The 14,361-nt window shown below is 42.7% G+C and carries 16 protein-coding genes; 8 read left to right on the top strand and 8 right to left on the bottom strand.

All coding sequences use genetic code 11. From position 1 onward, the window contains the following. Positions 1-80: 80 nt before the first annotated feature. From ACLI1A_RS02725 to ACLI1A_RS02710, 4 genes are all read right to left on the bottom strand, one after another. The gene (locus ACLI1A_RS02725; protein WP_411405835.1) at positions 81-563 is read right to left on the bottom strand and encodes a methylated-DNA--[protein]-cysteine S-methyltransferase; all 483 of its coding nucleotides are present in this window, start codon (positions 561-563) and stop codon (positions 81-83) included. Between the two features lie 18 nt (positions 564-581). Next, on the bottom strand, positions 582-782 hold the full coding sequence (locus tag ACLI1A_RS02720) for a helix-turn-helix transcriptional regulator (protein WP_411405833.1): 201 nt from the start codon (positions 780-782) through the stop codon (positions 582-584). Beyond that, complete coding sequence (locus ACLI1A_RS02715) at positions 772-1,248, bottom strand: hypothetical protein (protein ID WP_411405831.1); 477 nt, start codon at positions 1,246-1,248, stop codon at positions 772-774. The genes ACLI1A_RS02720 and ACLI1A_RS02715 overlap by 11 nt, the downstream gene beginning before the upstream one ends. Positions 1,249-1,411: 163 nt before the next feature. Further along, positions 1,412-1,891, bottom strand: a complete 480-nt coding sequence (locus ACLI1A_RS02710; protein WP_411405829.1) for a DUF1573 domain-containing protein — start codon at positions 1,889-1,891, stop codon at positions 1,412-1,414. Positions 1,892-2,253: 362 nt separating this feature from the next. Here ACLI1A_RS02710 and ACLI1A_RS02705 point away from each other — a divergent pair, with 362 nt between their 5' ends. The 4 genes from ACLI1A_RS02705 to ACLI1A_RS02690 all read left to right on the top strand — a co-directional run bounded on the left by ACLI1A_RS02705 (position 2,254) and on the right by ACLI1A_RS02690 (position 5,462). After that, positions 2,254-3,537, top strand: coding sequence for a sensor histidine kinase (locus ACLI1A_RS02705; protein ID WP_411405827.1), 1,284 nt, complete (start codon positions 2,254-2,256; stop codon positions 3,535-3,537). Next, positions 3,534-4,214, top strand: coding sequence for a response regulator transcription factor (locus ACLI1A_RS02700; protein WP_411405825.1), 681 nt, complete (start codon positions 3,534-3,536; stop codon positions 4,212-4,214). Before ACLI1A_RS02705 ends, ACLI1A_RS02700 begins: the two co-directional genes overlap by 4 nt. Positions 4,215-4,315: 101 nt before the next feature. After that, entirely contained in the window at positions 4,316-5,059 is a 744-nt protein-coding gene (locus ACLI1A_RS02695; RefSeq protein ID WP_411405823.1) for a hypothetical protein, read from the top strand. A gap of 220 nt (positions 5,060-5,279) precedes the next feature. Next, a complete protein-coding gene (locus tag ACLI1A_RS02690) occupies positions 5,280-5,462 on the top strand; it encodes a hypothetical protein (RefSeq protein ID WP_411405821.1) in 183 nt (60 codons plus the stop codon). 210 nt (positions 5,463-5,672) lie between these two features. Here the strand turns inward: ACLI1A_RS02690 and ACLI1A_RS02685 are convergent, their stop codons facing one another. Further along, positions 5,673-7,577, bottom strand: coding sequence for a M1 family metallopeptidase (locus ACLI1A_RS02685; protein WP_411405819.1), 1,905 nt, complete (start codon positions 7,575-7,577; stop codon positions 5,673-5,675). A 105-nt stretch (positions 7,578-7,682) separates the two neighbouring features. Between ACLI1A_RS02685 and ACLI1A_RS02680 the strand changes: the two genes are divergently transcribed. Continuing rightward, a complete protein-coding gene (locus ACLI1A_RS02680) occupies positions 7,683-8,270 on the top strand; it encodes a hypothetical protein (protein WP_411405817.1) in 588 nt (195 codons plus the stop codon). Between the two features lie 99 nt (positions 8,271-8,369). Here the strand turns inward: ACLI1A_RS02680 and ACLI1A_RS02675 are convergent, their stop codons facing one another. Further along, positions 8,370-9,983 carry a S8 family peptidase gene (locus ACLI1A_RS02675; protein ID WP_411405815.1) on the bottom strand — a complete coding sequence of 538 codons (1,614 nt, stop codon included), beginning with the start codon at positions 9,981-9,983 and terminating at the stop codon, positions 8,370-8,372. A gap of 75 nt (positions 9,984-10,058) precedes the next feature. Continuing rightward, complete coding sequence (locus tag ACLI1A_RS02670) at positions 10,059-10,922, bottom strand: MBL fold metallo-hydrolase (protein ID WP_411405813.1); 864 nt, start codon at positions 10,920-10,922, stop codon at positions 10,059-10,061. Between the two features lie 121 nt (positions 10,923-11,043). On the opposite strand from ACLI1A_RS02670, the gene ACLI1A_RS02665 reads away from it, so the two are divergent. Then, positions 11,044-11,946 (top strand): histone deacetylase, encoded by a 903-nt coding sequence (locus tag ACLI1A_RS02665; protein ID WP_411405811.1) that lies wholly within the window; start codon positions 11,044-11,046, stop codon positions 11,944-11,946. 103 nt (positions 11,947-12,049) lie between these two features. On the opposite strand, the gene trpS is transcribed toward ACLI1A_RS02665, so the two are convergent. After that, the gene (gene trpS / locus ACLI1A_RS02660) at positions 12,050-13,021 is read right to left on the bottom strand and encodes a tryptophan--tRNA ligase (RefSeq protein ID WP_411405809.1); all 972 of its coding nucleotides are present in this window, start codon (positions 13,019-13,021) and stop codon (positions 12,050-12,052) included. A gap of 75 nt (positions 13,022-13,096) precedes the next feature. Here trpS and ACLI1A_RS02655 point away from each other — a divergent pair, with 75 nt between their 5' ends. Continuing rightward, entirely contained in the window at positions 13,097-13,840 is a 744-nt protein-coding gene (locus ACLI1A_RS02655; RefSeq protein WP_411405807.1) for a lysophospholipid acyltransferase family protein, read from the top strand. A 111-nt stretch (positions 13,841-13,951) separates the two neighbouring features. Further along, positions 13,952-14,341: a RidA family protein gene (locus ACLI1A_RS02650; RefSeq protein WP_411405805.1), complete on the top strand. Its 390-nt coding sequence runs from the start codon at positions 13,952-13,954 to the stop codon at positions 14,339-14,341. Positions 14,342-14,361: the final 20 nt, after the last annotated feature.

Raw genomic sequence — 14,361 nt, 5'->3', positions numbered from 1 at the left:
TAAAAATGCAACGTTATAAACGCTGCACTTAATATAGAAATTATTTGTGTTAAAATTTATCTGTTTATAACAGGAATCCCCTAAAACAGGCTTTGCTGTATGGGCGGGGTTTCGTGCTCCAGCAGCCATTTTTTGCGCCACAATCCGCCTGCATACCCGGTAAGCGAACCGTCTGAGCCTATAACCCTGTGGCAGGGCACTACCACCCATAGCGTGTTTTTACCGTTAGCCGATGCCACCGCACGTATGGCTTTTACATCGCCCAGTTTAATGGAAAGTTCCTGGTACGACGTAGTTTTACCATAAGGTATATTTACCAACTCCTGCCATACCTTTTTTTGGAAATCGGTCCCCTGAGGGTTTAAAGTAAAGGTGAACTCCTGCCTGCTGCCCGAAAAATACTCTTCAAGTTCCATTACCGCAGCCCTTAAAGCAGCCGGAACCTCAGCAGCAATTTCTTCTGGGGTTTCATCTAAGATACTAATGCGGCAAATGCCTTCATCATTGCCTTCAATAATTGCAATGCCGAGCGGGGTTTTAAAATAAGCCTTTACGGTTTCCATAATGCTAAGGTACAAAAACTATTCGCCTTCCTCTAAGGTAAAAATATCGTTTACACCCACACCAAACAATGCCGACAACTTTAATGCCAGTACCGTACTGGGCACATACTTACCCGCTTCCATGGCATTTATGGTTTGGCGGCTTACCCCTATTTTATCGGCCAGTTCGGCCTGGGTAAGGTTGTGTATGGCACGCTGTACTTTTATGTTATTCTTCATGGGAGGCCAATGTATTAAAACGGAACATATTGATACGAAATATTATAATATAAAACAGCAGAGGGCTAAACGTTGTAAAATATAGTACTATATATACACTCATTCCATATACTAAAAGATAAGAAACAAAAAGAGCTAAGTAGTTTATCCCCATAGCTATTGCCAAGCTTTTAAATCTAATAGCGGCCACCATTTCATCTTCATTTTTCTCCGCTGAAAATCCATAAATCAATCCTGAAATAATTGCAAGGCTTACAAAGATTTCATCCAAAAAGAGATCATAAAAAGGGTTTGGTTTTATTATACCACCTCGGTAATAACCAAAAAAGTTAATTATTTTTATTTTCAGATTGTCGTCGCATAGAATATCGGCAAAGAGAAGTAATAATAATGAAATGACGCTTATAACAAACACAATGCCGCTTACCCATTTGTAGCGGTACGGAAATAAATACGCTGTTTTCATAACGGTTGATTTTTAAAGTTGAATCAAATGTAAAATATATTTTTCATAAAGTAAAACAAACTTTACATTTTTTAAAACGAACCGGTCAGGATATTTATTGTACAGAGCATAAAAAAACCGCCACACTATGTGCGACGGTCATTATATAGTAAGCTTACCTAAATTATTGGTTAGTAGTTGCTGGAGCAGCAGGAGCTTCCGGAGCGTTTACTTTACCTTTAATGGTAAGGATTTTGTTCTGGTCTGTATCATTAGTAGTTACAGTGATAGTTTTAGTGAAAGGACCAGGGTTAGCAGCGTTGTAAGTAGCTGTTACGTTTCCTGTTCCGCCTGGTTTAATAGGCTCTTTTGTCCAGTTTGGAGTAGTACATCCGCAAGAAGCCTTCACGTTAGTAATAAGGATGGTTTCTTTTGAAGTGTTTTTAAAAGTAAACTCATAAGTTACCGGTTTACCTTTTTCGATATCACCAAAGTTGTGTTGGTCTTCTTTAAAAGTAAGTCCTGTTGGTTTCTGAGGAGCAGGTGCAGCAACAGCAGCAGGAACCGGTTTAGCCTCAGCTTTCTTAGCAACTTCCTGAGCACTTACTGTAGCTGATACAAAAAGTGCGGCAGCAGCTAAAAATGTTAGTTTAAGGGTTTTCATAATTAATTAAATTACTATTAGTTAATAAATTCTCTTCAATTTTCAGTATCACAAATATATTACCTTATCGGTTGCTTTTTGTTAACCGCTTTCAAAGTCTTGTTAATGACATGTTAACGGCTAAACAATTTCACTGCAAAAAAGGCAATACCTGCAATAAAGACGCTATTGGGGCAAACAAATAGTGTTCCAAAAAAACCGGCTTCCGTTTATATCCCATGGGTACCTGCAAAACTAAGCAACACTTATTCATACCTTTGTTAACAGCTTTCAAACGCTTGTTAACTACCTGTTAACGGTTTTGGGCAAATAAACTTTATCAAAATATAAGTGCATATTTGTGTACTAATTCTTTTAGGAAATTGAAATTTAATAAGCTAAATATCATTGTTTTCATAGGCCTTATAGCCATAATAGGTGTTATTACCATGCAGCTTATAATGCTTAGGGAAGCCTATAACTTTGAACGCAAGGAACTGGGCGATAAAATACACTTTGCCCTCCAGGATGTGGTGTCTAAAATTTACACAGACAACAGTACCGAACCGCCGGTAGACAGCCCCATAAAAAAAATAGCCGACGACTACTATGTGGTAAACGTTAACGACCAGTTTGAAGCTGGGGTCTTGGACTACTACCTTAAAAACCAGTTCCTGAAGGTAAAGCTGGACATGGACTATGAGTATGCCGTTTATGACTGCTCTGGTGATGAAATGGTGTATGGCGAATATATAAACATGGAGGGTCAGCAGGTTACTAACGAGAACCTGAAATGTGTAAACTGTTTTACCAAGCGCCCCGGGCTGGTGTATTACTTTGCGGTACGTTTCCCTAAAATGACGCACAGCTACCTTAACTCGCTGGGGCAGTACTGGATATATACGGGGGTATTGTTCCTGGTACTGGTTATTTATGTATACTCGGTATTCCTGCTCCTGAAGCAAAAACGCTATACCGAACTGCAAAAGGACTTTATTAATAACATGACGCACGAGTTTAAAACCCCGTTGTCGTCTATCCTAATAGCCAGTAACTACGCAGTAAAGCAGCACGAAATAGAGGATAACCCTAAACTGAGCCGCTACCTTAAAATAATAATAGACCAAAGCAACAAGCTAAACCAGCACATAGAGCGTATTTTATCTGTTGCTAAAAGCGACAGTGGTATAGGCAGGCTGGAGAAAAAGCCTTTCCTGCTGGCCGATACACTGGAACTGGTTAAGGAAAATGCATCGATTAAGTTTGAAAAAGCGCATATTTCGCTTACCATGGACAGCCGGGAACACAGGGTTAACGCCGATGAGTTCCACATTTACAACATTTTGTACAACGTGGTAGAAAACGCCATAAAGTACGGCACCGAGAAACCCGAAGTGTTTATTAACCTGAAACCCGGAGGAAAAGGACTCCTGATACAGGTAACGGATAACGGCCCGGGTATAGCACCCGAGCATATAGATTTTGTATTTGACCGTTTTTACCGCATACCGCGCGAAAATAAAAAGGATGTAGAAGGCTTTGGCATTGGGCTTTTTTATGTAAAAAAGATTTGTGAACTTCACGGTTGGAAAATAACCATCCGTAACAACCATCCCACAGCGGGCGTTACGGTAAGTATAGAAATACCCAAAAACAGCCTTGCATGAAAAAGAAGATACTCTATGTAGAAGACGACAGCACCCTGGCATTTCTTACCGCAGATAACCTGGAGCAGCACTATGATGTAGCCCATTTTGAAAACGGCAGGGAAGCTTTTGATGCGTTTAAAAAAGGCGGGTACGACCTATGTATACTGGATGTAATGCTACCCGAAATGGACGGATTTGAAATAGCGGCCTCCATACGCACTATAGACATAGAGGTACCCATTATATTCCTTTCGGCGAAAACGCTTAAAGAAGACCGTATAAAAGGCCTTAAACTGGGTGCCGATGATTATCTTGTAAAACCGTACAGCATAGAGGAGCTTATTTTAAAGATTGAAGTGTTTTTACAACGCAGCCAAAAACAAACGGTAGTAAAGAATACTACCTGTACTATAGGCAGTTTTACATTCGATCCGGAGAACTATTCCCTGAACCGCGATGGTGAAACCATACAGCTTACCGAACGCGAAAGTGCCCTACTGAAACTTTTTATAGACAACAAAAACGCCATACTGAAACGCGAACGCATACTTACTGCACTGTGGGGCACCGACGATTATTTTATGGGCCGTAGCATGGATGTGTTTATTTCGCGGCTGCGCAAAATTTTCCGTGAGGATGAAAGTATTCGTATAGAAAATATACCTAGGGTGGGTTTTAAGCTGGTAGCGCCGTAAGTTGTTTATTGTTTATTGTTTATTGTTTATTGTTATTCCTCAAACCGTAAAGAAATTAAAACGGATTCTATACTTTTGATAGTAACCAACACAACTGTAAAATGAAACCACGTGTATTAACAGTCTGCCTGCTACTCATAGGCATGGTAATCTTTGCTTATTCACTAACATTACCTTATTACAAAAACAATAAGGCTCCTTATGAGGTAGTCCCAGACGATTCTGTAAACTACAAAGACGAGTACTACAAATACGAAGAAACCTACCGCACAAATAAAACCGACCTTATGGATTTCGGTTCCGGGCTTTGCATTGCAGCAACCTCGTTTTTGTTTTTCCTGTTAGTTACAAAAACTACCCGCTTTTCTGATTTCAAACAAATAAACACTCACGGAAAATGGGGCATCTTTTTCGGGGCAAATATTGTGTGGTTACTCACCATACCCGGGACCTACTGGTACTATATCTTTCGGGCCGGCAGAGGCGACTACCCCCCTTTTGCCGACAGTATAGGTATAGCAATATCTGAAGAGGTTACTTTTTTTATGTTCTTTTTTATTCCCCTCAATATCTTTATACTTTTTTGTATTGTCGCCTCAAACCTCCCTGCTCCCTTGTTTATAAAAGTAAACCAGTATAATGCAGGTAGGATTTTATTAGAAGTATTATTTGGCTTTCTTATGTTTATAAATCTGTTCTGTTTCATAATTGAACTAATAAGTGGCCATCATTTCTTAATAGCTGTGAGCATGTATTTTGTTTATGTGATTTTATCATTGCGCGCGGGTATCGTTCATAGGTGTAATACTAATGACTCACTTACTATTAAGGAAGTGGGTGTATAATAACGTTCCCCAACTTTTTCCACAAACAATTCTACATGTTTCTACAACTGTGGCAATTTTCCCCATAGAGAAATTTGGCAACTCTAATCGCGTGCTAAATATAACCATTTGTAAATAAGCAATTTAAGGAATTGCTTTCAAATCCCGGCATCATTTAAAAACCTCAGGCACTATCCTTGTTCTTTTCTAATCAACCTTATGATACTCTAAAAGAAAACACATGCTGGAAATATTTTTAATTGTACTGATGCTGACGGGAATTATTGTTTTCTCAATTCAACCGACTGATAAAGAGACTAATGATAGCACCACAGTGATAAAACACTCTGCCACTAAAATTGCACAGATAAAAGATGCTACATCGTTAAGGTTAGCTTATGCTTCCGAAACGACTAAGAAATAACCCAAGGTTTACTAACCCTGCTAAAAAAATCTAAGTAACAGCATTAAGAGACTTTTTAGCGCCTATTTATATATACACTTCAACACCCTCACAGGTTTTCAATCTATTTTGACCTGCGAAAACCCCTGATACCATTCAGGGGTTTTTTGTATTAAAAAAAGCCGCAACCTTTAGCGGTTGCGGCTTCGTGCATTTTAGATAAAACCTGTATTAATTGGTTTTAATATAAGCATTGTCTTCCATATTTACATCGGCCATGGTTTCGGTAGGGTCTATAACTAATACCTTAATGGCATCCTTACCTTTCGGCAGGGTAAACTCGTAAGTAGGGTGTGCCCAATCCCAGTTTTTTAGCACTGTACGCTTCAGGTTCGGGAATGGGTTGTCTTTCTGGTAATGCATTTCGGCAAGTGGCACATACAGGCTTTCCTGTGTACCGTCGTTATACACCACAATCAGGTCTATAGGCATAGGCATACGGCCTTTGCGCTCCAGGGTTACCTTAGTGGCAGTACCGTTTTCATCCTTCATTTCCTTTATGGCATAGTCTATGGTATTTGTGGTTTGGCACCAGTCTACCAGGTACCAGTCCAGCTGGGCACCACTAACGCGCTCTGCGGTACGCTTAATATCGTTTGGCGTAGGGTGACTAAATTTATAATCGGCATAGTAGCGTTTCAGGGTTTCGGCCAGCTTGTCCTGACCTATTACATAACCCAGCTGTGCCAGGAAAATTTCGCCTTTACTATAGGCCGCTATACCATAAGCGGTAGACGTATCATACCTGTCGGCATGCGTAGTAAGCGGTTGTTCCTTACCTGTTTTTACAAGGTAAAAATAGTTTTTGTAGGCCCCTGCAAACGGACTTTCAGGCTCCTCGCCTTCTTTTACCTTTGCCGGAAGCACAACTTCCATGGCCAGGTCGCTTATATAACTGGTAAAGCCCTCATCCATCCATTCGTGCTTGCTCTCGTTACTGGCCAGCAGGTGCTGAAACCACGAGTGCGCAAACTCATGTGCTGTAACGCCCACAAGGCTGCCGTAGCTGCGGTTTCCGGTAATCAGAGTACACATGGCATACTCCATACCACCGTCGCCGCCCTGCACTACGCTATATTGCTTATACGGGTACACACCCACATTTTTGTTGTAGAACTCTAACAACTCGACAGTTTTCGGCTGCATCCTCTTCCAGTTTTCTACATACTCCGGATTGTTTTTGTAGAAAAAGTGAAGCTCGGTACCGTTAGGGCTTATCAGTTTATCGTGAATATATTCCGGGTCGGCTCCCCAAGCAAAATCATGCACATTTGGCGCCACAAAATGCCATGTAAGCGTTTTGGCCTTTTTAGGGTAGGTAACGGTAACGCCGGCATCTTCATAGCCTTTTCCTATTTCGTTTTTATTTTGCAGGTAACCGCTGCCCCCTATGGTGTAACTTTTATCTATGGTAATGTTTACGTCAAAATTTCCCCACACACCCTGAAACTCACGGCCTATGTATGGGTCGGCATGCCAACCCTCAAAGTCGTATTCCGCCATTTTAGGATACCATTGTGTCATGCTCAGGGCTACATTTTCGCTGCTGTTTCGTCCGCTGCGGCGTATTTGTAACGGCACCTGTCCTTCAAAATCAAGGCTTAGTGTGGTACTCTTACCCGGAAGCAGTGGCTGAGCCAGGTCTACTTCAAGTACGGTGCCCGCTGTATTAATCTTGGCAGTAGCGCCATCCTGTTTAAAATTGGTAATGTTCAGGTAGCCCGTTTCATTTGGTTTAAGGGTAGCTATACGGCTTTCGGTAACGGTTTTATCGCCACTCTTAAAGCTCTTTACCATACGTTTATCAGGGTCGGCTATGGTTTGCAGGCGCGCATCCATTTCGCTGCCCGGCTGAAACGCATTAGGGTACAGGTGGTAAAACACCCTGCGAAGGGTATCGGGCGAATTATTGGTATACACCAGTTGCTGCTTACCCGTGTACTTGTACGTTTTTACGTCCATGTTCACGTCCATTTTATAATCTACATGCTGCTGCCAGTACCCGGGATTAGGGTTGTGCTGCTGCGCGAAAAGGCCTGTGGCCGACAGTAGGGCTATTCCGATAAATGTTCTCATGTGGTAAAAATAGGGAAAGTTTATAAAAGGTGGATTTGTTGATCGGTGGATTTGTTTTTTTAACCTTAGAAAAGTTTACATTTGGAGCAACCAATCAACCAAAACATGAACACAGAAAAGCCAATCTTCGGAGATAACCAAGTTATAATAACCTCAGCCGTTTTAACCGTATGGCTTATTAGCCATTATTTTAACGGAATGATGATGAACCTCCTCTTTTGCTGGTTCATTATATTACCGACTTTGGTAGTACATATTATATCACTTTTTACTACAATCCGGAGTGCATTTGTAAACTTAAGAGCAACCAGACTAAAACTTTTTTGCCACGGATTTGTATTATTACTGGCATTAGGCATCAGGGTAAAGGAATCTGATTTGTTTAAATCGGAAAGGGTACTAACCGCCATAAAAAGTGATGACCATTATTATGAAACACTAACTCTCAGGAAAGACGGCACCACCGAGATATACGGAACCGGTTTGACAGGAAATACTGACACCTATAATGGAAGTTATAAGGTTAAAGGCAATCTGATCATTTTTACAAATAAACCGTTTGAAACAAAGGTTTATTTCCCGGACACTTTGTATTGGGATAAAAAACAAAAGACGCTTTTTACATCAAAAGATTCATTGGGGAACTTCATAACAAAACGGTCTTTTTTAAATTACTATAAAATAATGAATTGATACAAAAAAAAGCCGCTAATCACTTAGCGGCTTTGATATTTAGAGATTTCTCGACTCCATTGCGTTTCGCTCGGAATGGAAACCCATCGGAATGGAAAACTACAGCTTTTGTCCTCTTGAAACTTTGTCAGCAAGGATAATGGCGTTGTAAGCATTTACAATTTTACCTGAACGGCATACATCCTTAAACTGGCGCGTAGTGTTTTCGTCGCCGCCAAGTGCTACTTCAAGCGGAATAGCAATACCCGACTGCATGATGATTTGCTTCACTTCTTTAGCCGTAAGCTTAGGGTAGAATGCACGTACAAGCGCAGCTACACCGGCAGCATTTGGCGATGCCATAGAAGTACCTTGCAGGAACTCAAATTTATCGTTTGGCACAGTAGCGTAGATTTGTACACCCGGAGAGAATACGTCTACCTTAGTTTTACCGTAGTTACTAAAGTCGGCTACAAGCTGCTTGTCAAAACTGTAAGTAAGTGCACCTATGGTAAGTACGTTATCAGTATACTCAGTTAGCGTGTTTTTGTCGTCGTTAGGGTAACGCTCGCTCTTATCGGCATCAAGGTCTATGCCTTCATTACCGGCAGCAAATACTACAAGTACGTCTTTTTCGCCTGCATATTTCAGTGCGTCGTATACCCACTGGCTGTGTGGAGAGTAGTATTTACCAAAACTACCGTTGATTACCTTAGCACCGTTGTCTACCGCATAGCGGATAGCAAGAGCTACGTCTTTATCGTACTCGTCGCCATCTGGCACGGCACGTACAGCCATAATTTCTACATACGGAGTAGCTACACCGTCGCCGCCTACATTGTTGTGGCGTGCCTGGGCTATAATACCTGCTACGTGTGTACCGTGCTTAGCACCTTCTTTTTCAGGACCTATTACGTTAGCATTACCGTAGCTTTTAGCATTCCAGTCGTCAGCGTTATCCTTAAGGATGTCTCTACGCGCGTTATAGTCTTTATTAAGGTGGTATTTCAGTTCGCTCTCATAGTGCTCATAACCGTCTTTCACCTGACCAAAAAGCTGCTCGTAAGGCACCTGGCTAAGGTACATAGCAAGACGATCCCTTACCATGCTAAGCTGCTGATCGTCTAATTTCAGGGCTTTAAGGTCTTGGGCAGTATATTCGCTCTTACCGGTTTTTTCCTGGAATGTTTTATCTGCTTTTAGGATAAATTCCATGCGCTGCATATTTACCTGCGCCTGCTTAGCCTCATCATCATACTCGGCTACCGCACGCTTGTAAGCATCAGATCCGTCGTCGCCTTTTTTAATGATACGCACAAACTCCATGTTTTCGTGCTCTATATCACCCAAAAAGTTCCATCCGTGGATATCGTCTACATAACCGTTGTTATCATCATCTATACCGTTTCCGGCTATCTCTTTCTTGTTAGTCCAGATAACGTCTTTAAGCTCCGGGTGCTCTATATCCACACCGCTGTCTACCACACCTACAATTACTTTAGTAGCTTTACGGTCTTTAAGCAGCTCGTATACACGGTCTACGCTCATTCCCGGAATGGTATCTTTAAACAGGTCCAGATGGCTCCAGCGTTTTTCGTCGGTTTCTGTAATATCAGCTTTTTTGGCTGTAATCGGCGTAGTAATGGCCAATGGCTCTGCCGTTATTTTCTTAGCACCACAGCTTGCCAAAAACAGGGCCAGCGCTGCGGTAAGATAAATAGATTTGAATTTCATCAGTTCAGAATTACTGTTTAGTAAAAAATTTGTCTAAAGTATTACCAGTTTGTTACACAAAGGTAGCAATTAACATTACATTAATACATCGTCGGCCCTTAAAACCTCTTTAAGACGCACGCCTTTATCGGTATGCTGCACCGTAATAATTTCATTGTGCGCATCGTGCCCCAGTATCAGGTAGTAGCCCTTATCGGCTGCTTCATTAAGAAATTTACTCTTTTCATCCAGCGTAAGCAGCGGGCGGGTATCGTACCCCATAACATAGGGTAGCGGCAAGTGCCCTACTGTAGGCAGCAGGTCGGCCATAAACACAAAGGTTTTACCGTTGTGCTGTATTACGGGCATCATTTGTTTTTCGGTGTGGCCATCGGCAAACAGCACCCCAAAACCGGCCTCGGTTTCTGCCTTAAAATCTCCGGTTTCAGGACGGGTAATAAACTTCAGCTGACCGCTCTCGTGCATTGGCATTATGTTTTCGGGCAGGAAAGAAGCCTTTTCTCGGGCATTGGGCTTGGTTGCCCATTCCCAGTGGTTATCATTCGTCCAGAAATGTGCATTTTTAAAGGCTGGTTCATAACCTGTGCGGTCTTTGTTCCATTGTATGGCACCACCACTATGGTCAAAATGCAGGTGGGTAAGAAAAACATCGGTTATATCATCGCGGTGGAAACCGTGTTTTGCCAGTGAACTGTCCAGGTCATTATTCCCCCAAAGCGAGTAATAACCAAAAAACTTTTCGCTCTGCTTATTTCCCATACCCGTGTCTATAAGGGTAAGACGGTTGCCGTCTTCTACCAGCAGGCAGCGGGCAGCCATATCTATCAGGTTATTTTCGTCGGCAGGATTTGTTTTGTTCCAAATGGTTTTTGGCACTACGCCAAACATGGCGCCGCCATCGAGCTTAAAATTTCCGCTCTCTACAGTATATAATTTCATTACAGGTCTTTGTTATCGCAATGCAATTTACGTCAATTTATTAGTTTATGCATTGGGCATTTAAATCATTTTTTTGCGAGAGGTCTTATCGTAAATTATCTTTGTATCAAAAAGCGCAAGGATGTTCCCTATAGCCTACCACCCTATTTACAGGCACCCATTACCCGAAGGCCATCGTTTCCCGATGATAAAGTACGAGCTGCTGCCCCAGCAACTTTTACTGGAAGGCATAGCCGAGCCAAAACAGTTCTTTCAGCCCGGCCTACCCGATATGGCACACATAACAGCAGTGCATAAGGCTGATTATGTAACCCAGCTTATTAACCTTACGGTAGATGCCCGCGCAGTGCGAAAAACGGGTTTTCCGCTTTCGGCGGAACTGGTAGAACGCGAGCTGCGCATAGCACAGGGTACCATTATGGGTGCTGAAATGGCATTGCAAACCGGAATTGCCTTTAATATAGCGGGGGGCACCCACCATGCCTACTCCACCCACGGGGAAGCCTTCTGCCTACTGAACGACCAGGCCATAGCAGCACAATACCTCATTAAAACAAAAAGGGCTAAAAAGGTACTTATTGTAGACCTTGACGTACACCAAGGGAATGGTACCGCCGAAATTTTCACCGGAAACAACGCTGTGTATACTTTTTCTATGCACGGAAAAAGCAATTACCCGTTTAAAAAAGAAACGTCCGACCTGGATATAGCCCTACCAGATAACACTGGCGATGATGAATATCTTGCTATTTTAAAGGACACCTTGCCAAAACTTATTGACACCGAAAAACCCGATTTTATTTTTTACCTGAGTGGCGTAGATATACTTGCCACCGATAAGCTGGGCAAACTGGGCTGTACCATAGCAGGCTGTAAACGCCGCGACGAACTGGTTTTAGAGCTTTGCCACAAGCTGGGCATACCCCTACAATGCAGCATGGGTGGTGGCTACAGCCCCGACATTAAAATAATAATAGAGGCCCATACCAACACGTATCGCGTTGCTAAAGACCTCTACTATTGATTATTTTTTATGTTCAATGCGAAGTTACCCACCCCGACCTTCGGTCACCCCTCCGAGGGAGGGGAATACCACTCAGCCGTTTATTGAAAACTGCGACTGAATATTATTCGAAACCAAGCTTTTCCCTTACACGAGCCAGTACGCTGTTTGCCTGTGCAGCAGCTTTTTCGGCACCTTTGTTCAGTTCGGCATCAAGCTCGTTTAGGTTAGCCATATAGTAGGCATACTTTTCACGAACGGTTTTAAACTTCTCGCATATCAGCTCATACAACGCTTGCTTAGCATGGCCGTAACCGTAGTTACCCCCAAGGTAGTTGGCGCGCATGGCTTCAGTTTGTTCCGGTGTGGCAAGCAACTTGTATATTGCAAATACGTTATCAGTTTCCGGGTTCTTAGGGTCTTCTAGCGGGGTACTGTCGGTTTGTATACCCATTACCTGCTTGCGCAGCGCCTTATCTTCCTGGAATATGTTTATAAAGTTGTTACGAGATTTACTCATTTTTTCCCCATCAGTACCCGGAACAATCTTGGTTTCATCACTGCTTATTGCTTCAGGCAGTACAAAGGTATCGCCCATTTGGTGGTTAAAACGGCTTGCTACGTCGCGCGTTATTTCCAGGTGTTGCAGCTGGTCTTTACCCACCGGTACAAACTCGGCATCGTACAGCAAAATGTCGGCAGCCATAAGCATCGGGTAAGTAAACAGTCCGGCGTTTACATCGGCTAAACGATCGGCCTTATCCTTAAACGAATGCGCCAGCGTAAGCCTCTGGAACGGGAAAAAACAGCTTAGGTACCAGCTCAGCTCGGCTGTTTGCGGTACATCGCTTTGGCGGTAAAATACAACCCTGTTAGTATCAAGCCCACACGCAAGCCAGGTTGCCGCTACGCTGTAAGTATTTTCGCGAAGCGTTTTACCATCTTTAATCTGCGTTACCGAATGTAAATCGGCTATAAACAGAAACGACTCATTTTCGGGCTTATTGGCCATCTCTATGGCCGGCAATATAGCTCCGAGCAGGTTGCCCAAATGCGGTGTGCCTGTACTTTGTACACCGGTTAATATTTTTGCCATTATAAAAGTTTGAAATTTTCACAAAGGTAACGGTTTTCATACATTATTCACGCCGAATTGCTACATTTGGGCAGTATGAAGCCCTTTAAGTATATTTTCTGGACACTGTACCGTATATGGTTTTATGTAGTAATGGGCATTCCCATTATCATATTATCGCCGTTTCTGGTACTTTCATTGCTTTCCGAACGCACCTACCCTATCTTCTTCCTCATGGCACGTGGCTGGGGCAGGTTTATACTGTTTTGTATGGGCTTTTGGGTAATCCTGAAAAAAGACCAACAGTTTGAACCCGGCAAGAGCTATATGCTGGTAGCCAACCACACCAGTATGACCGATATTATGCTAATGCTGGCCATTTGCCCTAACCCGTTTGTATTTGTGGGCAAAAAGGAGCTTGCCAAAATACCCGTGTTCGGGTTCTTTTATAAGCGCAGTTGCATACTGGTGGACCGAAACAGCAGCAAAAGCCGTTTTGAGGTTTTTCAGCGTGCGCAAAAACGCCTGCACCAAGGACTTAGCATTTGTATATTCCCCGAAGGCGGCGTACCCGACGACGAAAGCATATTGCTGGATGAGTTTAAAGACGGCGCATTCCGCCTGGCCATAGACCACCAGATTCCCATAGTACCCATGGCATTTGCCGATAACAAAAAGCGTTTCAGCTTTACGTTTTTTAGCGGCAGCCCGGGCAGGATGCGTGCCAAAGTGCTTCCGTTTATCCCTACTGAGGGCTTAACCCAGGATGACAAAAAAGAGCTGAAAGATAAAACATGGCAGGTAATTTATGGGCAGCTGAGTGAATTTGAGAAAGGATAATTTTTTAGGAAACCTACAAGGTTAAAAAACCTTGCAGGTTAGCAACCTGTAATAACGCTCATATCCTGCAAGGTCTCAAAGACCTTGTAGGTATATATAAATCCATCAATTATGCCCAAAAGAACCCTAATCTCATCTGGCTCAGCATTTGAAAAACAAATAGGCTATTCCCGTGCTGTGGTACAGGGCGACTGGATATTTGTAAGTGGCACCACGGGTTACGACTATGCTACCATGACCATATCTGATAATGTGGCAGAGCAGGTAGAACAAACCCTTAAAAATATTGTCCACGCATTGGAACAAGCAAATGCCACTCTGGCCGATGTAGTGCGTGTACATTATATTTTGCCTAATGCTAAGGATTTTGAAGCCTGCTGGCCTGTTTTAAGAAAATACTTTGGTGAGGTATTACCGGCAGCAACCATGTTCTCGGCAGGGCTGGCTAACGACAAAATGAAAATAGAGATAGAGGTTACGGCACTGCGCCAACCGCAATAAAAAAACGCCCGTCTTGGCAG

Origin of the sequence: Flavobacterium sp. RHBU_3 (assembly GCF_046613565.1) — a bacterium.
In the GTDB taxonomy this organism is placed as follows: domain Bacteria; phylum Bacteroidota; class Bacteroidia; order Flavobacteriales; family Flavobacteriaceae; genus Flavobacterium.
The sequence above is the reverse complement of the archived record's forward strand: the minus strand, read 5'-3'. Positions and strand labels throughout refer to the sequence as shown.